General features: G+C 67.2%; 19 protein-coding genes and 1 riboswitch. Of the genes, 6 read left to right on the top strand and 13 right to left on the bottom strand.

Features of this window, described 5'->3' with window-relative positions; genetic code table 11:
- Position 1: 1 nt before the first annotated feature.
- Positions 2-1,561: a family 43 glycosylhydrolase gene (locus GQR91_RS10650; protein ID WP_149681776.1), complete on the top strand. Its 1,560-nt coding sequence runs from the start codon at positions 2-4 to the stop codon at positions 1,559-1,561.
- Here GQR91_RS10650 and GQR91_RS10655 read toward each other — a convergent pair.
- The 3 genes from GQR91_RS10655 to GQR91_RS10665 form a co-directional block, all read right to left on the bottom strand.
- A complete protein-coding gene (locus GQR91_RS10655) occupies positions 1,558-2,214 on the bottom strand; it encodes a L,D-transpeptidase family protein (RefSeq protein WP_149681775.1) in 657 nt (218 codons plus the stop codon). The two genes, GQR91_RS10650 and GQR91_RS10655, sit on opposite strands and share 4 nt — an antisense overlap.
- A 73-nt stretch (positions 2,215-2,287) precedes the next feature.
- Positions 2,288-3,190, bottom strand: coding sequence for a CDF family Co(II)/Ni(II) efflux transporter DmeF (gene dmeF / locus GQR91_RS10660; protein WP_149681774.1), 903 nt, complete (start codon positions 3,188-3,190; stop codon positions 2,288-2,290).
- 13 nt (positions 3,191-3,203) lie between these two features.
- The gene (locus GQR91_RS10665; protein ID WP_112382606.1) at positions 3,204-3,479 is read right to left on the bottom strand and encodes a metal/formaldehyde-sensitive transcriptional repressor; all 276 of its coding nucleotides are present in this window, start codon (positions 3,477-3,479) and stop codon (positions 3,204-3,206) included.
- 93 nt (positions 3,480-3,572) lie between these two features.
- On the opposite strand from GQR91_RS10665, the gene GQR91_RS10670 reads away from it, so the two are divergent.
- From GQR91_RS10670 to map, 3 genes are all read left to right on the top strand, one after another.
- A complete protein-coding gene (locus tag GQR91_RS10670) occupies positions 3,573-4,421 on the top strand; it encodes a PEP-CTERM sorting domain-containing protein (RefSeq protein WP_149681773.1) in 849 nt (282 codons plus the stop codon).
- Positions 4,422-4,766: 345 nt separating this feature from the next.
- A complete protein-coding gene (locus GQR91_RS10675) occupies positions 4,767-4,970 on the top strand; it encodes a ParD-like family protein (RefSeq protein ID WP_149682001.1) in 204 nt (67 codons plus the stop codon).
- Between the two features lies 1 nt (position 4,971).
- Entirely contained in the window at positions 4,972-5,745 is a 774-nt protein-coding gene (gene map / locus GQR91_RS10680) for a type I methionyl aminopeptidase (protein ID WP_149681772.1), read from the top strand.
- Between the two features lie 7 nt (positions 5,746-5,752).
- On the opposite strand, the gene GQR91_RS10685 is transcribed toward map, so the two are convergent.
- The 5 genes from GQR91_RS10685 to hppD all read right to left on the bottom strand — a co-directional run bounded on the left by GQR91_RS10685 (position 5,753) and on the right by hppD (position 9,750).
- Complete coding sequence (locus tag GQR91_RS10685; RefSeq protein ID WP_149681771.1) at positions 5,753-6,148, bottom strand: hypothetical protein; 396 nt, start codon at positions 6,146-6,148, stop codon at positions 5,753-5,755.
- A gap of 68 nt (positions 6,149-6,216) precedes the next feature.
- Positions 6,217-6,606 (bottom strand): Rieske (2Fe-2S) protein, encoded by a 390-nt coding sequence (locus GQR91_RS10690; RefSeq protein WP_149681770.1) that lies wholly within the window; start codon positions 6,604-6,606, stop codon positions 6,217-6,219.
- On the bottom strand, positions 6,603-7,235 hold the full coding sequence (gene maiA, locus GQR91_RS10695; RefSeq protein ID WP_235903921.1) for a maleylacetoacetate isomerase: 633 nt from the start codon (positions 7,233-7,235) through the stop codon (positions 6,603-6,605). The genes GQR91_RS10690 and maiA overlap by 4 nt, the downstream gene beginning before the upstream one ends.
- Positions 7,232-8,509, bottom strand: a complete 1,278-nt coding sequence (hmgA, locus tag GQR91_RS10700) for a homogentisate 1,2-dioxygenase (protein WP_149681769.1) — start codon at positions 8,507-8,509, stop codon at positions 7,232-7,234. Before hmgA ends, maiA begins: the two co-directional genes overlap by 4 nt.
- 179 nt (positions 8,510-8,688) lie before the next feature.
- On the bottom strand, positions 8,689-9,750 hold the full coding sequence (gene hppD, locus GQR91_RS10705) for a 4-hydroxyphenylpyruvate dioxygenase (RefSeq protein WP_149681768.1): 1,062 nt from the start codon (positions 9,748-9,750) through the stop codon (positions 8,689-8,691).
- Positions 9,751-9,814: 64 nt separating this feature from the next.
- On the opposite strand from hppD, the gene GQR91_RS10710 reads away from it, so the two are divergent.
- Positions 9,815-10,276 carry a MarR family winged helix-turn-helix transcriptional regulator gene (locus tag GQR91_RS10710; protein ID WP_162853752.1) on the top strand — a complete coding sequence of 154 codons (462 nt, stop codon included), beginning with the start codon at positions 9,815-9,817 and terminating at the stop codon, positions 10,274-10,276.
- Between the two features lie 105 nt (positions 10,277-10,381).
- Here the strand turns inward: GQR91_RS10710 and GQR91_RS10715 are convergent, their stop codons facing one another.
- Genes GQR91_RS10715 through cobU form a run of 5 tightly spaced genes read right to left on the bottom strand, consistent with a single transcriptional unit; the run spans position 10,382 to position 15,341 of the window.
- Positions 10,382-11,392 (bottom strand): glycosyltransferase family 4 protein, encoded by a 1,011-nt coding sequence (locus GQR91_RS10715; RefSeq protein WP_149681767.1) that lies wholly within the window; start codon positions 11,390-11,392, stop codon positions 10,382-10,384.
- Between the two features lie 10 nt (positions 11,393-11,402).
- Positions 11,403-13,022 (bottom strand): alpha-amylase family glycosyl hydrolase, encoded by a 1,620-nt coding sequence (locus GQR91_RS10720; protein WP_149681766.1) that lies wholly within the window; start codon positions 13,020-13,022, stop codon positions 11,403-11,405.
- Entirely contained in the window at positions 13,019-14,134 is a 1,116-nt protein-coding gene (locus tag GQR91_RS10725) for a glycoside hydrolase family 130 protein (RefSeq protein ID WP_149681765.1), read from the bottom strand. Before GQR91_RS10725 ends, GQR91_RS10720 begins: the two co-directional genes overlap by 4 nt.
- Positions 14,135-14,171: 37 nt before the next feature.
- On the bottom strand, positions 14,172-14,798 hold the full coding sequence (locus GQR91_RS10730; RefSeq protein WP_149681764.1) for a TetR/AcrR family transcriptional regulator: 627 nt from the start codon (positions 14,796-14,798) through the stop codon (positions 14,172-14,174).
- Between the two features lie 30 nt (positions 14,799-14,828).
- Positions 14,829-15,341 (bottom strand): bifunctional adenosylcobinamide kinase/adenosylcobinamide-phosphate guanylyltransferase, encoded by a 513-nt coding sequence (gene cobU, locus GQR91_RS10735; protein WP_149681763.1) that lies wholly within the window; start codon positions 15,339-15,341, stop codon positions 14,829-14,831.
- 25 nt (positions 15,342-15,366) lie between these two features.
- Positions 15,367-15,573: riboswitch (cobalamin riboswitch) on the top strand.
- A 140-nt stretch (positions 15,574-15,713) separates the two neighbouring features.
- Between cobU and GQR91_RS10740 the strand changes: the two genes are divergently transcribed.
- A complete protein-coding gene (locus tag GQR91_RS10740) occupies positions 15,714-17,645 on the top strand; it encodes a TonB-dependent receptor plug domain-containing protein (protein WP_149681762.1) in 1,932 nt (643 codons plus the stop codon).
- Position 17,646: the final 1 nt, after the last annotated feature.

The raw sequence follows: 17,646 nt of genomic DNA on the forward strand, positions 1-17,646 counted from the left end.
AATGATGATGATAAAGCCGATTGGACGGGTGGCGATCATACCGACATTGCTCGTGCTGGCCGGGACGGCGGCTGTCGCGCGCGTGGTCCAGTCGACCGGGAACCCCATTTTGGCAGACGGCAGCTATTACACGACCGATCCCGCCCCCGTGGTCGATGGCGATACGCTGTACATCCTGGCAGGGCGCGACGAGGCCCCGGATGGGGTCAACGACTTCATCATGAACGAATGGCAGCTTTTATCCACGCAGGATCCGGCGTCGCGTCGGTGGCGCCATGATCCCGGCATCGCGCGGCCGGAGCGCCTGTTCGCCTGGGCGTCCCCGGGCCGCGCCTATGCCGGGCAGATCGTGAAGGCGAGGAACGGCCGCTTCTACTTCTACGCGCCCGTTGAGGAGCGGAACAGCGACGCCCGGGACCGGTTCGCGATCGGTGTCGCCGTATCGGACAGCCCCCACGGTCCGTGGAAGGATGCGCATCCTGCGGGGCCAATCATCTCGCAGCGCGTGCCGGAAAGCAACGACATCCAGAATATCGATCCGACGGTGCTGGTGGATGAGGATGGGCGGGTGTTCATCTATTGGGGGACGTTCGGGCGGTTGCGGGGGATGGAGCTGGCGTCGGACATGGTGAGCGCCAAGGGTCCGGAGCAGGTGATCGAGGGGCTGACGGGCTTTTTCGAGGCGCCGTGGATCATGAAGCGCAAGGGCGTGTATTATATGCTTTACGCCGGCAACAACGCCGGACCGGACAGCCCGTGCACGCCAGCATTGTACCATGCGTGCCAAGCCTATGGCACGGCCACGTCGCCGCTGGGCCCGTGGACCTATCGCGGGGTCGTGCTGAAGCCGGTGTCGTCCACCACGTCGCATGCGGGGGCGGTCGAATTCAAGGGAAAGTGGTACATCACCTACCACACCGCGGACGCAAAGGGCGGCGGGCATTTCCGCCGCTCGGTCGCGATCGACCGGCTGGAATGGGACGACAGCGTGACGCCGGCGGCGATCCGCCCGGTCGTACCGACCATCGCCCCCCGCGCCGCCCCGCGCCCCGGCCGCAACATCGCCCCCGCGGCCACCCCCACCGCCGGCCCGAACGCGCTACCCACCCAATTCTGGCTGAAATCGCTGAACGACGGCATCATACGCGCCGCACCGCTGCCGCCCGACATGTGGTCGAGCTGGCGGGGCAAGGACAATCCCGCGACGCCGTGGATCGAATATCGCTGGCCAGCCCCGGTCACGCTGAACGGCAGCCGCATCCGCTTCTTCGCGGACCAGCCGGCAGGAGCCGGCGAAGGGGTGGCGCCGCCCGCATCGTGGCGGCTGGAATATTGGGACGGCGGCTGGAGGCCGGTCCGGGGAGCCGGCTCCTATGGCACGTCCGCCGATACGTGGCAGACGGTGGATTTCCCGCCCGTGACCACCCGGTGCCTGCGGGCGCAATTCGTGGCATCGAAAGGGGCGGGCGTCGGGGTGCAGGAATGGGAAGCGCTGGGCCCCCAGGCGACCGTGCCGCCGCTCGCCCCGAAAACCGCCGCCCCGCCCTGCGACCGCCCCTAGCTGGTGATCGTATCGCCCATCTGCATCATCTTGCCATTGGTGACGATGACCGTGTCACCCAGCTTGGCCGCCGCGAACAGGCGCCGCGCGAAGCCTGGTGGCACGCCGATGCAGCCATGGGTCGCATAGCCGAACCGCACGTCGCTGGCGTGGATCGCCACACCGTCGCGGGTGAGACGCAGCATATAGGGCATCGGTGCGTCATACAGGTTGGAGACGTGATCGACGTCCTTTTCCAGGATCGGAAAGACGCCAAGCGGGGTCGGCTTGTTATCCGCGCCGTACAGGATGGCGGCCGCGCCAATTTCGTAGCCGTCGCGAAACGCCGAAATGGTCTGCGCCGCCAGATCGATGGTGATGACCAGTGGACCCGCCGGTACGCCCGCATCATCCCAGACGAAATCGCCGTGGCGCAGGGGTTTTTCAAGGTGAAGGATGCGGCGGACGACCAGCGGGGTCGGGGTCGGGGTTGGGGTCGGTATGGGTGCGGGAGTTGGAGTAGGGGAAAGCTTTGCGGCGGCCTTCCGGGCCGGGGGCGGCGCCACGCCCGAACCATCCGCCGCCATTGCGAACATGGCGGCGCTGCCCGCGGTGACGGACAGGATCGCGATCGCGGTGATCCGCGCGGCAAGGGGGCGCCAGGCATCGGCCATGAGCGCATCCTAACCCACTCCGCCCCGGCTTGTCAGGGTCCGGTTCCGTACCGTAGTGGGACGGAAAAAGGGTTCAGTGCACCTCTATGGTGACGTGGGCAAGGGCGGGGATCGGCGACAGGCGCTGGCGCAAGGTGGCCGATGTGACGGTGCCGCGCACCTCCACGATGGCGGCATGGGCGCCGGGGCCGATCCGCCAGACGTGCATGTCGAGTATCTGGACATCGCCGGCGCCTTCCACGCACGCGCGGACGCGGGCAGCGAGCGCGGGATCGGTGGCGTCGAGCAGCACCGCGGACGCATCGCGCATCAGCGTCCAGGACCAGCGTGCGATGACCACCGCGCCGATAAATCCGGTGAGCGGATCGAGCCACCACCAGCCCAGATAACGTCCCGCCAGAAGCGCGGCGATCGCCATGACCGAGGTCAGCGCGTCCGCCAGCACATGAAGATAGGCGGCACGCATATTGGCATCGTCGCCATGGGCGTGATCGTGGTCATGGGCGTGGCCGTGATCATGCCGGGAGCCGTGATGATGGTGCCCGCCGCCGAGCAGCGCCGCGCTGGCGAAATTGACCAGCAGGCCGAGGACCGCGACCAGCGTGGCGTCGCCGAACGCAACAGGGTGATGTTCACCCAGCCGCATGATCGATTCGACCGCGATGCCGAGCGACACGATCCCCAGCACCAGTGCCGATGCGAAGGCGGCAAGTTCGCCCACCTTGCCGGTGCCCCAGCCATAGCGCGGATTGCCGACGTTGCGGCGTGCATAGGAATAGGCGAGCGCCGCCAGACCCAGCGCACCGACATGCGTCGCCATATGGAAGCCGTCGGCGAGCAGGGCCATCGACCCGGTCAGCCAGCCCGCGACGATTTCGGCCACCATCATGCCGGCGCTCAACCAGACGACCCAGCGCGTCCGGCGCGCATTCTCGTCATGATGGTGGCCCAGATAATCGTGATCGTGCGAGACCATGGTCGCGAAACCTTTAGCGGAAGTGGCGACGGAGCAGCTTGGCGAGTTCGGCGGCGGCAGCGGCACGCTCCGCATCGGTGACGCCGGCGGCCGCGACATGGGCGTGGAGATGATCCTCGACCAGTTCGTCCATCAGCCCGGCGACCGCGCCGCGCACGGCGGCGACGAGATGCAGCGTGTCCGCACATTCTGCGTCGGCAAGCACCGAGCGTTCGACCGCGGCGACCTGCCCGGCAATGCGGCGAACGCGCGCGACGATCTTGTCCTTGTTGGTGGTGACATGGGCCATAGCATATAGGGGTATAGGGTATATCGCCTGTTGGCGCAAGGATCGCCGGGCGGCTAGGGGCGTTGCGCGCACGCACAGTGTTTGGGGGGAGCCATGAGGATCGGGATCATCGTTGCCGCGCTGGGTGCGCTGCTTGCCACGCCGGCGGCGGCGGAGACGATCCTGTTCGTCGGCAACAGCTTTACCTTTGGCGCGAATTCGCCGGTGATGCGCTACCGCCCCGATGTGGTGACCGACCTGAACCGGGAGGGGATCGGCGGCGTGCCGGCGCTGTTCAAGACCTTTGCCGAGCAGGCGAAGCTCGACTGGAAGGTCAGCCTGGAGACGGTGCCGGGCAAGGATCTGGCCTATCATTTCGAGCATAAGCAGCGGCACATCGACCGTCGTTGGGACGTGGTGATCCTGCAAGGGTACAGCACGCTGGACCCGGAAAAGCCCGGCGACCCGATGCGTCATGCCGGGGCGGCCGCGCAACTGGCCGCCATGGTGAAGCGTGCCAACTCCAAGGTGCGCGTCGAGCTGGTGACGACGTGGAGCCGCGCCGACCTGACCTATCGCCACCCCAGCCCGTGGCGGGGGCAGGGCTATGCCGCGATGGCCGAGACACTGGCGGCGGGCAACGCACTGGCGGTGCGCGCCAGTTCCGATATTGCCGGCGCGATTCCGGTGGGACAGGCATGGACGCGGGCGATGCGCGACCGGATCGCCGATCCCAATCCCTATGACGGCATCGCCTTCGGGCAGGTCGACCTGTGGACCTGGGACCAGTATCATGCGAGTGCGGCGGGCTATTATCTGGAAGCGCTGACGATCTTCGGACGGGTGACCGGGGTCGACGTTCGCACGCTGGGCCGCAACGAGCGTGCCGGGCGTGACCTGGGGCTGGAGCCACAACTGATGGAGCGCCTGCAGGCGGTGGCGCAGGCCGAGCTGGCGGCCTAGGCCGCAGCCGTGCGGTCATCGCGGGGTACGGTCCGGCGCAATGGCGAACGCGTCGACCTGATGGTGCGCGCCTGACGCGCAAGGTCGCGCTGCCATTGGCGGGTGACAGCTGTGCCTGGCGCGCCGCCGGTGTGTGATCCACCTTTGCGCCTGACATGCTCCGTACACGGGATCGCGTTTCATCCCGCGGATCGGCGCGATCAGCTCCGAACCTGAAGGTGTCGGATCGGGCTTGGTCCTCACGGGATCTCCTGACCTCTGCGATGGGGAGGGGCGGCAGGGGGCACGGCGGATTGACCTGGAATATATGAAACGTATATGTTCCATATCGAGGAGCAATTCGGCATGGGTATCGTGAAGATCGACGACGACCTGCATGAAGAGGCGCGTCGGGCGAGCGCAGTGATGTGCAGGTCGATCAATGCGCAGGCGGAATTCTGGATGAAGGTGGGCATGATCGCTGAGTGCAATCCCACGCTTTCGTTCAACGATATCATGAGGATGCAGGTCGAGGCCGCACAGGTTGGCGGCGTGCGGGTGGCGGCCTGATATGGTGAAGACCCCCGACGAACTGGCATTGATGCGCGCGTCCGGCCGGTTGCTGGCATCGGTGTTCGAGATGCTGGACGAACAGGATCTGGCGGGCATGTCGACGCTGGCGGTGAACGACATGGTGGACCGCTTCATCACCCATGATCTGGCGGCGCGGCCGGCGAGCAAGGGGCAATATGGCTTTGCCTATGTGTTGAACTGTTCGATCAACGCAGTGGTGTGCCACGGCGTGCCGGATGCGGCGACCATCATCCGGGACGGCGACATCATCAACCTGGACATCACGCTGGAAAAGAACGGGTTCATCGCCGACTCCAGCAAGACCTACATGGTCGGCGAGGTGTCACCGGGCGCAAAACGACTGGTGCGGGTTGCGCAGGAGGCGATGTGGAAGGGCATCGCGCAGGTGCGACCGGGCGCGCATGTCGGTGACATCGGCTTTGCGATCGAGCGGCATGCCAAGAAGAACGGCTATTCGGTGGTGCGCGACTTTTGCGGCCATGGCATTGGCCGCGAGATGCACGAGGCGCCCGATGTGCTGAACTTCGGGCGGCCGGGTACGGGCGCGCCGCTGCGCGAGGGGATGACCTTTACCGTCGAGCCGATGATCAACCAGGGCACGCGCAAGGTGTCGACCATGGACGATGGCTGGACGGTGGTAACCGGCGACGGCAAGCTCTCGGCACAGTTCGAGCATACGGTCGCGGTCACGAAGGACGGCGTCGAGGTCCTGACGCTGCGCCGGGACGAACGGCCGATGGCGGCGCGCTGACCAGCGGTCAGTTCGCCACGCGGGTCAGGCGCAGCCCCGGGGGTTGCACAAAGGTCGGACGCGTCGCGGCCGAATAGACCGCGCGGCCATTGCTATCCACCGCCAGTATGTCGGCCCGGCGGCGACGTTCGGCGTAGCGGAAGTGGATGCGGTCGAGCTTGCGCTGCAATTCGGCGCGATGTTCGGCGGTCAGTGTGCCGCCGTCGAGCGCCTGTTGCTGCAACGCTTCCTCGCGAAAGGCCAGCATGCGGCGGCGAAAGGCGCGGTCATCGCCCTGGGTGTAGAGCGTCGGATAATATTGGATGCCCTGCCACATATTCGGTGTGGGCGCATCGATGCCGAATTCGGGAGGCTGGTCGGTGGCCTGACCGGCGGCGGCGGCGAAAAGGAGGATGGAGAGCATGCTCACGGCGTCCTTTCGTATCGGGTTGCGGTAACAACTCCCCAAGCTGCACCATCGTTGCCGCGCGATCAATCCCGGTCGCTGGTGGCGGTGACGATCTGGCCATCGGTGACGGTAACGGGCCACGGCGTCAGCCGCTGGCCCGTGCAGGGACCGCCGAGGCAAAGCCCATTCTCCACCGCGAAGACGGCGCCGTGCCAGGAGCAGGCGATATGGATGCCGTCAGGCGTCAGATAGGCGTCGAGCGCCTGTGCGAGGGGCAGGCCCATGTGCGGGCAGCGATCGACATAGCCATGCACGGCATCGCCGCGGCGGACGATGAAGCCGTGGAAACGGCCGGCGCGCATCTGGAGAACGAAGTTGCGTGCGGCACCGTCCGCGATGGTGTCGAGCGGCCCCAGGCGAACACCGGCGGGGGTGGCGGTCAGGCGCGTTTCGCTTGCGCCGCTGTCGTTCATGGCGCGTCCGGCTGCGCGTCGGGATGGGCTTGCGGCACGCGGGCGTCGAGCTTTGCGGCGGCGGCGGCGAGGAGGGGGAAGGGGGCGAGGTCGAGGTCGAAGCGCAGTGCGTTATAGACCTGGGGGAGCAGGTGGCAATCGGCGACCGTCGGTGTGTCGCCATAGGCGAAGCCGCCGCCGTGACGGGCGATCATGACCTCCAGCGCTTCGAACCCTTGCGTGATCCAGCGGCGTATCCAGCGCGAGACCGCGACATCCTGCGCGTCGAAGTCGCGGCGAAGCGCGGAGAGGATGCGCAGATTGTTCACCGGATGGATGTCGCAGGCGACGATCGCCGCCATGGCGCGAACGACGGCGCGCGCATCGGGGTCGGCGGGCAGCAGCGGGGGATCGGGAAAGCGCTCGTCCAGCCATTCCAGGATGGCGGGGCTTTGCGTCAGGACCAGGCCGTCCGCCTCCAGCGTCGGCAGCAGCGCCTGCGGGTTCAGTGCGCGGTAGTCGGGCGTAGCCTGCGCGCCGGTGCGCAGGTCGTGCGGGACCTGTTCATAGGCCAGCCCCTTCAGCCCGAGCGCGAGGCGGACACGGTAGGCGGCGCTGGAGCGCCAATAGCCGTGCAGCCGCAGGGTCACGGCAGCAGGGCCTTGGGGAAGTCCTTCCACACCGCATCATAATCGAGCTGCGCATGATCCTGCGCGAAGCGGGTGGGGCGATAGGGCCAGCAGCTTTCCAGCATGAACGCCATCGTGCCGTCGATCTTGTGCGGTTTCAATGCGGCATGCGAGGCGCCCTGCCAACTGGCGAGGTCCGGCCCGTGGCCGGCCATGAGGTTGTGGAGCGAGAGGCCACCGGGCTGAAACCCTTCCGCCTTGGCATCATAGGCGCCGGTGATGAGGCCCATCGCCTCGGACATGACGTTGCGGTGGAACCAGGGGGGGCGGAACGTATCCTCCGCCACCATCCAGCGCGGCGGAAACAGGACGAAATCGGCATTGGCGCGGCCGGGCACGTCGGAGGGCGAGGTCAGGAGCGTGAAGATCGACGGATCGGGATGGTCGAAGCTGACCGTGCCGATCGTGTTGAAGCGCGACAGGTCATAGCGCCAGGGCGCAAGATTGCCGTGCCACGCGACGACGTCGAGCGGACTGTGATCGAGTTGGGTCGTCCACAGATGCCCGAGATATTTCTGGACGACCTGTGTGGGGGTATCCCGATCCTCGAACCAAGCGTGCGGCGTCTCGAAATCGCGGGGATTGGCGAGGCCGTTGGCACCGATCGGCCCGAGATCGGGCAAGCGGAACAGGGCGCCGTGGTTTTCGCAGACATAGCCGCGGGCTTGGGTGTCGGGGAGGGTGATGCGGAAGCGGACGCCGCGGGGGATGAGGGCGATTTGGCCGGGGGCGAGATCGAGGCGGCCGAGTTCGGTGAAGATCGCGAGGCGGCCGAACTGGGGGACGAAGAGCAGTTCGCCGTCCGCGTCCATGAAGACGCGGTCCTGCATGTCCTTGTTCGCGGCGTAGAGGTGGATGGCGACGCCCTCGAGATCGGCGGGGTCGCGGTTGGCGAGCATCGTCGTCAGGCTGTCGAGCCAGTCGGTGCCGTGGGCGGTATTGGCGATGGGGTCCCAGCGGAGGCGGTTGGGGGGCAGCGGGCCTTCGACGGTGCCCGGAGCGAAGCGGGGGGCGCCCTCGTAGCGGGTGTAGGGCGGATGCTCCGCGGTGGGGCGCATTCGGTAGAGCCAGGAGCGGCGGTTCTCGTGACGCGGCGCGGTGAAGGCGGTGCCGGACAGTTGCTCGGCATAGAGACCGAAGGCGGGGCGCTGCGGCGAGTTGCGGCCGATGGGGAGCGCGCCGGGGACGGCCTCCGTCGAAACGTGGTTGCCGAAGCCGGGGGTGTAGTCGGTCATCGCCGATCTCCTGCAAGAAGATTGTTCACGCGAAGACGCGAAGGCGCGAAGATGATGCGTATGCCGCGTGAGCGGCCTTCCCATATCGACCGCAGGCATCGGTTTGACCGCTGACGCGGTCGCTTGCCCGGGACGGTACCTCTTCGCGTCTTCGCGCCTTCGCGTGATCCACTTTTTTCTTAAGCGTCGACGGTGATGACGCCCCGGCGAATTTGATCGAGTTCAATGGACTCGAACAGCGCCTGGAAATTGCCGTTGCCGAAGCCCTCATTGCCCTTGCGCTGGATGATCTCGAAGAAGATCGGGCCGACCATGTTCTCGGTGAAGATCTGGAGAAGCAGTCCCTCGCCACGCTCGACCGAGCCGTCGATTAGGATGCGGTTCTTGCGAAGGCGTTCCAGATCCTCGCCATGGCCGGGCACGCGCTTGTCGACCAGTTCGAAATAGGTTTCGATCGTGTCCTGCAGGCGCACGCCGCGCTCGCGCAGTTTTTCGACGGTGGTGTAGATGTCATCGGTGGTCAGCGCGAGGTGCTGGATGCCCTCGCCCTGATATTGCCGGATGAATTCCTCGATCTGGCTGTTCTCGTCCTGGCTTTCGTTGAGCGGGATACGGATCGCCTGATCGGGGGCGATCATCGCCTGGCTGAACAGGCCGGTCGCCTTGCCCTTGATGTCGAAGTATTTCTGTTCTTCGAAGCCGAAGATGCGGCCGTAGAAGCTGGACCAGGTGCGCATCTCGCCGCGGCGGACATTGTGGGTCAGGTGATCGAGCAGGTCGAGCCCGACGCTGTTTTCCCGTGCCGCCTGTTGCCAGCCGGGGATTTCGGTCCAGTCCGCGTACATGTCCCCGCCGGCGGCGACGAGATAGAGATAGGAGCCGCCGATCCCCTCGACCGCGAAGCTGTCCGCGCCCAGCGCGCCGACAGAGGGATCGACCGCGACCGCGCCGTGCTGAAGCGCATGGGCGTGCGCCGCGGCCGGATCGGTGACGCGAAAGCCCATGCCGCTGGCCGACGGGCCATGTTCGGCACGGAAGTCGGCGGCCTGGCCGGTTTCCTCCGCATTGAGCAGCAGGTTGATGCGACCCTGCACATAGCGGGTGATCGCCTTGGTCGGGTGGCGATGTGCAGGCACGAAGCCCATCATCTCGAACTGGCGGGCCAGCGCTTCGGGTTCGGGCGAGGTGAACTCGCAGAAGGCGAAGCCGTCCAGGCCCAGCGGGTTCGTTTCGACGGACATGGCATCCAACTCCTAATCTGGTATCGTTGGTTACCAATGTGCCGCACGGGAAGGATGGTGTCAAATGTTACGATCGCAAGACGGCGGTGCGGCGGTGCTGCGGCTGGACGATTTCCTGCCCTACCGGTTGTCGATCGCGTCCAATCTGGTGAGCGGGCATATCGCCAGTGCGTATGAGCAATTGTTCGGGTTGAGCATTCCCGAATGGCGGCTGGTCGCGATCGTGGCGGAAGAGGGCCGCATCGCCCAGTCGGCGATCTGCGAGCGGAGCCGGATGGACAAGGTGACGGTCAGCCGCGCCGCGATCGCGCTGGCCGATCGCGGTCTGGTGGCGCGGGTGCCGCATGACGGTGACCGGCGGTCGCACCTGTTGATGCTGACCGCGGCGGGGGAGGAACTGTACGCACAGGTGGCGCCCAAGGCGCTGGAACTGGAGGCGCGGTTGTTTGCCGAGTTTTCGGAGGAGGAACTGGCGGGGTTTACCGCGATGCTCAGGCGGATGGAGCGGGCGGTTTTGGAGTCGTAGAGCATCGCGCGCAAAACCTGACGCAACATCCGTTCGGCCTGAGCCCCTCGACAAGCTCAGGATAAACTTCGGCGCGTGGCGCTGCTCCCCGAAGGGGAGAGGGCATCATGTATCCAAAATGTCCCGGTAGAGCGCGATGTAGGCGTCGGCCATGCGGTCGATCGAGAAGCGCTCAACCGCCGTGCGGCGGCAGGCGGCGCGGTCTATGGTGTCGAGGCGGTCGATGGCCCTTACCGCTTCCGCCACGTCCTTTACCAGGAAACCGTTGACGCCGTCCTCGATTAGCTCCGGCATCGATCCGCGGTCGATCGCGATGACCGGGGTGCCGCAGGCCATCGCCTCGACCACCGACAGGCCGAAGGGTTCGTCGAAGTTGATGAGGTGGAGAAGCGCCCTCGCGCTGCCGAGTGCGCGGGTGCGCGCCTCGCCGCCGAGCGGGCCGTGATAGATCACGCGATCACCGTCGACATGCGGCCGGACGTCGCGGTCCCAGTAACCCTGATCTTGAACAATGCCGGCCATGTGGAGGCGACGGCCGGTGGCGCGGGCGGCGTCGATCGCTTCGCGGGCGCCCTTGTCGGGGTGCATGCGGCCGAAAAAGAGGAGGTCATCGCTGCCGACGGGGTCGAAGGGGAAGTCGTCCACCGGGATGCCGTGGTGGATGGTGGCGGCGTAGCGGAGCGCGGGGTGGCGGTCGGCGTTCGAGATCGCGACATAGTGCACGCGGTCCTGATAGGGGGCGTACATCGGCAGGATCCGGTCGGACGAGAAGCCGTGGATGGTGGTGACCATCGGGGTGGAGACGAGGGGCGCGAAGGCGTGGGCGGGGAAGTCGGCCTGGTTGTGGATCAGGTCGAATTCGGCCGCGCGCGCGAAGACGGTGGAGAGATGGCGCATCTCCCATACCTTGGCGTCGATCGAGGGATCTTCGGAATAGGCGGCGGGAACGGGGCCGGCGAGGGTGGCGGCGGTGATGCTGTCCTGAGTGGCGAACAGGGTGACGTCCACCCCGCGCGCGACAAGCGCCTCGGTCAGCAGGCTGGTGACGAGTTCCCAGGGACCATAGGCGCGCGGCGGGGTGCGCCAGGCGATCGGGGCGATCATCGCGATCTTCATGAAAAGGGCGTTACCGTTCTGGCTGGAGGATGACGCCCTGGTTGGGCGCAAGGGTATCGGTGAAGGGGTCGGGGGTGGTGGACAGCAGCAGGCGCCATGCGCCCGGCGGCAGGATGACGGGGTGCGGCGTCGCGCCCAGATTGAGTGCGACGACGATGCGGTCGTCGCCGCAGACGCGTTCATAGGCGAGGACATCGCCCTCCGCCTCGATCAACCGGAACTGGCCGACGCCCAGCGCAGGATGGCGGCGGCGCAGGGCGAGCAGCGCCCGGTGCAGCGACAGCATCGAGGCCGGGTCATCCCGTTCGGCCGCGACGTTCCGCGTCCGCCAGTCCGCTCCGAGCGGAAGCCATGGTTCGGCGGTGGAGAAGCCGGCATGGGCGCCGGCATCCCATGGCATCGGTGCGCGTACCGGATCGCGGCCAAGGCCGAGGCCGGGTTCGCGCAACTCGCGCGGGTCCTGCACCCGGTCGGGCGGGATGACCGCATCCTCCAGCCCCAGTTCGTCGCCATAATAAAGGGTGGGCGTGCCGCGCAGGGTGAGCAGCAGCATGGCGGCGACACGGGCCTGTTCCGCCCCGCGCTTGGTGGCGCTGCGTGGGCGGTCGTGATTGCCCAGCACCCAGTTGGGCCAGCCGCCGGGGGGCAGCGCCGCCTCATAATCGGCGATCATCTGCGCCAGCGTGCGCGCGTCCCAGCGGGCGTCGATCAACTGGAAGTTGAAGGGCAGGTGGACGCCGCTTTCGTCCTGCCCGTAATAGTGCATCAGGCGTTCGAGCGGCAGGTAGATCTCGCCGATCAGCACGCGCTCCTCGCCGGGGGTGCTGTAATCGTCGGCGATGCGGCGCATGTCGCCGGCGATGGCGTGCACCTCGGGCTGGTCGGTGGAGTGGCGTTGCAGCACGCGGTGCATCTCGCCCATGCTGACGTGCCAGGCGGGGTTCAACGGATTGTCGGGGAAGTCGGCATGCTTGACCATGTGCCACAGCACGTCGATGCGGAAACCATCGACGCCGCGAGCGAACCAGAAGCGCAGCACGTCCAGCATCGCCGCACGCACATCCGGGTTGCGCCAGTTGAGGTCGGGCTGTTCCTTCAAAAAGGCGTGGTAGTAATATTGGCCGGTCGCCTCGTCCCATTCCCAGGCGGGCCCGCCGAAGTCGCTGATCCAGTTGTTGGGCACGCCGCCATCCGGTGCGGCGTCGCGCCACAGATACCAGTCGCGTTTCGGGTTGGTGCGCGACGCGCGGCTTTCGCGAAACCAGGGATGCTGGTCCGAACTGTGGTTCGGCACGAAATCGAGCAGGATCTTCAGCCCGCGGGCATGGGCGGCGGCGAGCAGCGCATCGAAATCGGCCAGCGTGCCGAAGCGCGGATCGATCCCGCAATAATCCTCCACGTCATAGCCGAAATCGGCCATGGGCGAGGGGAAGATGGGCGAGATCCAGATCGCATCGACGCCGAGATCGACCAGATAATCGAGCCGGGCGGCGATGCCGTTCAGGTCGCCGATGCCGTCGCCGTCGCTGTCCTGAAACGAGCGGGGATAGATCTGGTACAGGACGGCGGATCGCCACCATGGTGCGTTCGGGGTCACGTCCGGGGTGACGTCCGGGGCCGATATGCTCATCGGAAGCGATCCTTGCGCAGGCGGGTCATCCGGCAGGCGAGATCGGCCTCGCCGCTGGCGACCAGATAATGGTCGCCGCCATCGGCCAGCCCGGTGGAAAAGACGACGGGGGTCGGCAGGTACATCTGGTGCGCGATGTCGGCGGTGAGGGCGGGTGCGGCCTCGATCAATGGTGCATCGTCCTCCAGCCGCAGGATGCGGGTGGGGTCGTCGCGGTCGAGCAGCGCCCAGAAACTGCGATAGATGCCCACCGTCTCGCGGCGTTCGACGCCGTGATAGATGGTCAGCCAGCCGTCATCGGTCAGTACCGGTTGCGTGCCGCCGCCGATCTTCATCGCCGAGGTGGATCCCTTGCGCGCGCGGATGCCGGGTGCCTCCAGCGGCTTCCAGTGGAGCGCATCGGGCGAGGCGGCGAAGTTGATCGCAGGGCCGCCGACATAGGGGCTGTCCTCGGGATAGGCGAAATACACCTCTCCCAGCGGGCGGGTGAGGGCCATGAAGCGGTCGCCGACCAGCCCTTCGAACAGGATCATGTCCTTGTTCTGATGGTCGAGGACGATCCCCTCCAGCCAGTAGTCTATGCCGTTGTCGGAGACGTGGAGCGTGGTGCAGTGACGCTCGGCAGAGACCGAACAGGTGGTCATGTACCAGCGGTCGGCGATGCGGCTGATCCGGGCATCCTCGACGCCGTAATCCTGATAGGGCGCAGCGGGCTCGATCGCCTTGTCGTAATGGACCGCGACGATGCGCTCGCCATCGGGGGTGAGTTCGACCGGCAGCAGCCAGGACAGCGAGGTGAGCGCCAGCATGCGGTGGGCATGGCCCTTCAGCGCGAACTGGCGCGGGTCGGTCATGTCGACGCCGGCAAGGGGATAGCGGTCGAGCACATAGCCGCCGGGCGTCCAGCGGATGGCGCGGACATGGCCGTCCACCACCGGTTGCGCCAGTGCCTCGGCGATGCGGACCATCAGCAACAGGTTGCCGTTCGGCAGTCGCGCCATGCCGGGATTGAACGCGCCCAGCACATAGGTCGGCTCGGCGATCCCGCGACGCAGCGGCGAGCGTGCGAGGTCGACATCGTCGGGACGGAAGATCAGGAAGTCGTCGGCCATGCGGGCGCGAACGCGGCGGCGTGGGCCGGCGTTCCCGTCAGATCGCGGCGTCGCGCAGGAAGACGCGCCAGCGTTCCTCGAAAAACGCGTCCGGCGAAAGGCCGCAAAAGGGATCGGGCAGGCCGAATTGCAGGCGCCGGGTCGGGCCGTCGAGCAGATCGCCGAGCAGATGGTAGAGGCAGGTCGGATCGGCCTGGCGGAGCAGCCCGGCGGCTTGCGCGTGGCGGATGCGGTCGAGCATGGGCGCGGACATGATCCGGTTCCACGCGGCGAAGCGGGTGCGCAGCTCCTCCGAATAGGCGGCCTCCGAGGTGAGAAAGGCCATGAAGCGGACATTGTCGGGCGACAGGCAGAAACCGAAGAAATGGCGCGAGGCGCGCTTCAGCGAGGCGAGGGGATTTTCCGCGCCGTCGCCCTCAACGAACGCCTCGGCCAGTCGCTCAAGGTCGCGCGTCACCACCGCATCGAGGAGCGCCATCTTGCCGGGATAGCGGCGATAGATGGTGTGCTTGCTGACGCCGACGGCGGCGGCGATCTCCTCCATCGAGGTGCCGTCGATGCCGCGGCAGCAAAAGGCCTCGCGCGCGCCGGTGAGGACCAGGTCGTTGATCTGCTGCGCCTGTTCGCGGGTGGGTCGTCCGGTGGTGCGTTTGTCGGTGGGCATGATCTTCTTTTGCGGGCGGGGTCGCGCACGTCAAATATCGGGCGGCTGCAGGCGCAGCGCCAGACCGGCGGCGACGAAATAGGTGCGCTCCACCACCCCGGCCACCGCCTGGTTGAGCCGGCCCGCCTCGTCGCGAAACGCGCGGCCGAGCGGGGTTTCGGGGACGAGGCCGAGCCCCACCTCGTTGGAGACGAGGAACAGCGGCGCGCGCGCCGCGCCGATCGCGGCGAGCAGGTCGGCGCGGGCGGCAGCGACATCGTGATCGCCGAGCATGACGTTGGTGAGCCACAGGGTCAGGCAATCGACTAGGATCGCACCGCCCACAGCCTCGCGGATCGCCGCGGGCAGCGCGACCGGGCAGTCGATCGTCGTCCAGCGCGCGTCGCGATCGGCACGGTGCCGGGCGATGCGCTCCGCCATCTCGTCGTCGAACGCCTGGCCCGTCGCGCAGTAGATCAGCGGCGCGGCGAAGCGCTCCGCCGCGGTCTGGGCCAGCCGGCTCTTGCCCGAGCGGGCACCCCCGAGGAACAACGTCGTCGCCATCTTGCCCCCGTGCCCGCCCCCGCCTAAGGGCGCAAGCGTGACAGGTTCCCGGAGACGGGATGAAAAGGGAATTCGGAAGCGACGCCCGGACCGGGCCGGCGTGATCCGAAGCTGCCCCCGCAACTGTGACCGGCGAGCCTCGCCCATCCCCATGCCACTGGAGTTGATCCGGGAAGGCCGGGCGCGGCGCTGACCCGGGAGCCAGGAGACCTGCCTGTCGCGGTCTGTCCTTCGCGCGGACGGGGTGTGCCGGGCGATCGAGGAATGATCCTCGCGTGACGACGTCTTTGGGGGCGTGGGTGCAGCGGGGCTTGTCCGGCGCCGCCCGTGCGCGTGCCCCCTGTTGCGAACGCGAACGGGGAAACAAGAGCTGTGACGATTCGATATCTATTGGCGGCACCGGTGCTACTCGCCGCGCTGCCGGCCTGGGGCCAGAGCGCGCAGTCCAATGCCGGACTGGAACAGGTGCAGGGCGCCGACGACCGCATCGTGGTGACGGCCAATCGCGCCGCGCAACCGATCGACCGGGTGGGCCAGGCGATAAGCGTGCTGGACACCGCCGAGATCACGCGGCGCCAGTCGGTGGCGGTGGCCGACCTGCTGCGCCAGACACCCGGCGTGACGATCGCGCGCAACGGCGGGATCGGCACGCAGACCGGGGTCAGCATCCGCGGTGCGGAGACCGACCAGACGGTGGCACTGATCGACGGCATCAAGCTGAACGATCCGTCGGCGCCCGGCGGCGGGTTCAACTTCGGCGGATTGCTGGTGGGGAATATCGCGCGGATCGAGGTGCTTCGGGGTGCGCAGTCGGTGCTGTGGGGCAGCCAGGCGATCGGCGGTGTGGTGAACCTGATCACGCGGCAGCCGACCGAGGCGCTGTCGGTCAACGCGCGCGCGGAAGGGGGCTGGCGCGATACGGGGCAGGTGTTCGCCAATATGTCGGGCAAGGCGGGGCCGGTCGCGGCGAGCCTTGGCGGCGGGTATTTCACCAGCGACGGCCTGTCCGCCTTTGCCGGCGGGACCGAGCGCGACGGATATCGCAACTACGGCGCCAATGGCAGCGTGACGGTGGACGTTGCCACCAACCTGTCGCTGGACCTGCGCGGCTTCTATTCGGATGGCCGGACGGAGATTGACGGCTTTCCGGCACCCGCCTTCACCTTTGGCGATACGCGCGAATATGGCACGTCGAAGCAGTTCGTCGGCTATGGCGGCGCGAACCTGGCGCTGTTCGACGGGCGGCTGCGCAACCGGCTGGGCTATGCCTATACGCAGACGCGGCGGCGCAACATCGATCCGGACGGGGTGCCGACCGAGACGTTTCGCGGCAATGGCCGCAACGAGCGTATCGAATATCAGGGGCTGCTCGACCTGAGCGACGCGGTGCAGGGCACGTTCGGCGCGGAGCGGGAGGTGACGCGGTTCACCACCACGAGCTTTGGCGGGCCGGAAACGCGCGGGCGGGCGCGGCTGTTCAGCGTCTATGGCCAGTTGGCGGTGACGCCCGTCGCAGGGCTGACCGTGACGGGCGGCGTGCGCCATGACGACCATAATGTGTTCGGCGGCGCGACCACGGTGTCGGCCAGCGGCGTCTGGTCGCCCAATGGCGGCAATACGCTGTTCCGGGGCAGCTATTCGGAAGGGTTCAAGGCGCCGACGCTGTACCAGTTGCAGAGCGAATATGGCAACGCGCTGCTCGATCCCGAACGGTCGAAGGGCTGGGACGCGGGCATCACGCAGCGCGCGCTGGACGGTGCGATCGAGGCGAGCGCGACATGGTTTCACCGCACCTCGCGCGACCTGATCACCTTCGTGTCGTGCGCCGCGCCGCTTTCCGGCATCTGTGCGGGGCGGCCGTTCGGCACCTATGACAATGTCGCGCGGGCACGGTCACAGGGGCTGGAGTTCACCCTGGCGCTGGTGCCGGTCGAGGCGTTGCGGCTGAGCGTGGCCTATACCTATCTGGATGCCGAGAATCGCTCGACCGGCACCGCCGGTTTCGGGCGGCGGCTGGCGCGGCGGCCGGATCACAGCGTGACGGTGAATGCCGATTACCGCTGGGCGTTCGGACTGGAGACGGGGGCGACGGTGACGAGTGTCGGCGACAGCTTCAACGATGCGGCCAATGCGCGGCGGCTGGACGGATATACGTTGGTCGACCTGCGCGCATCGATGCCGGTGACGGGCAATCTGGCCGTCTATGGCCGGATCGAGAACCTGTTCGACGAACGCTACCAGACGGTGCTCGATTACGGCCAGCAGGGGCGTGCGGCCTTTGCCGGCGTGCGGCTGGCGTACTGAG

The sequence above is a fragment of the Sphingomonas carotinifaciens genome, assembly GCF_009789535.1.
GTDB classification, from domain to species: Bacteria; Pseudomonadota; Alphaproteobacteria; order Sphingomonadales; family Sphingomonadaceae; genus Sphingomonas; species Sphingomonas carotinifaciens.

What these genes read in the sequence shown, in the direction of transcription:
- GQR91_RS10650 (WP_149681776.1), top strand. Translation starts at nt 2, where the DNA reads ATGATGATGATAAAGCCGATTGGACGGGTGGCGATCATACCGACATTG.
- GQR91_RS10655 (WP_149681775.1), bottom strand. Translation starts at nt 2,214, where the DNA reads ATGGCCGATGCCTGGCGCCCCCTTGCCGCGCGGATCACCGCGATCGCG.
- dmeF (WP_149681774.1), bottom strand. Translation starts at nt 3,190, where the DNA reads ATGGTCTCGCACGATCACGATTATCTGGGCCACCATCATGACGAGAAT.
- GQR91_RS10665 (WP_112382606.1), bottom strand. Translation starts at nt 3,479, where the DNA reads ATGGCCCATGTCACCACCAACAAGGACAAGATCGTCGCGCGCGTTCGC.
- GQR91_RS10670 (WP_149681773.1), top strand. Translation starts at nt 3,573, where the DNA reads ATGAGGATCGGGATCATCGTTGCCGCGCTGGGTGCGCTGCTTGCCACG.
- GQR91_RS10675 (WP_149682001.1), top strand. Translation starts at nt 4,767, where the DNA reads ATGGGTATCGTGAAGATCGACGACGACCTGCATGAAGAGGCGCGTCGG.
- map (WP_149681772.1), top strand. Translation starts at nt 4,972, where the DNA reads ATGGTGAAGACCCCCGACGAACTGGCATTGATGCGCGCGTCCGGCCGG.
- GQR91_RS10685 (WP_149681771.1), bottom strand. Translation starts at nt 6,148, where the DNA reads ATGCTCTCCATCCTCCTTTTCGCCGCCGCCGCCGGTCAGGCCACCGAC.
- GQR91_RS10690 (WP_149681770.1), bottom strand. Translation starts at nt 6,606, where the DNA reads ATGAACGACAGCGGCGCAAGCGAAACGCGCCTGACCGCCACCCCCGCC.
- hmgA (WP_149681769.1), bottom strand. Translation starts at nt 8,509, where the DNA reads ATGACCGACTACACCCCCGGCTTCGGCAACCACGTTTCGACGGAGGCC.
- hppD (WP_149681768.1), bottom strand. Translation starts at nt 9,750, where the DNA reads ATGTCCGTCGAAACGAACCCGCTGGGCCTGGACGGCTTCGCCTTCTGC.
- GQR91_RS10710 (WP_162853752.1), top strand. Translation starts at nt 9,815, where the DNA reads ATGTTACGATCGCAAGACGGCGGTGCGGCGGTGCTGCGGCTGGACGAT.
- GQR91_RS10715 (WP_149681767.1), bottom strand. Translation starts at nt 11,392, where the DNA reads ATGAAGATCGCGATGATCGCCCCGATCGCCTGGCGCACCCCGCCGCGC.
- GQR91_RS10720 (WP_149681766.1), bottom strand. Translation starts at nt 13,022, where the DNA reads ATGAGCATATCGGCCCCGGACGTCACCCCGGACGTGACCCCGAACGCA.
- GQR91_RS10725 (WP_149681765.1), bottom strand. Translation starts at nt 14,134, where the DNA reads ATGGCCGACGACTTCCTGATCTTCCGTCCCGACGATGTCGACCTCGCA.
- GQR91_RS10730 (WP_149681764.1), bottom strand. Translation starts at nt 14,798, where the DNA reads ATGCCCACCGACAAACGCACCACCGGACGACCCACCCGCGAACAGGCG.
- cobU (WP_149681763.1), bottom strand. Translation starts at nt 15,341, where the DNA reads ATGGCGACGACGTTGTTCCTCGGGGGTGCCCGCTCGGGCAAGAGCCGG.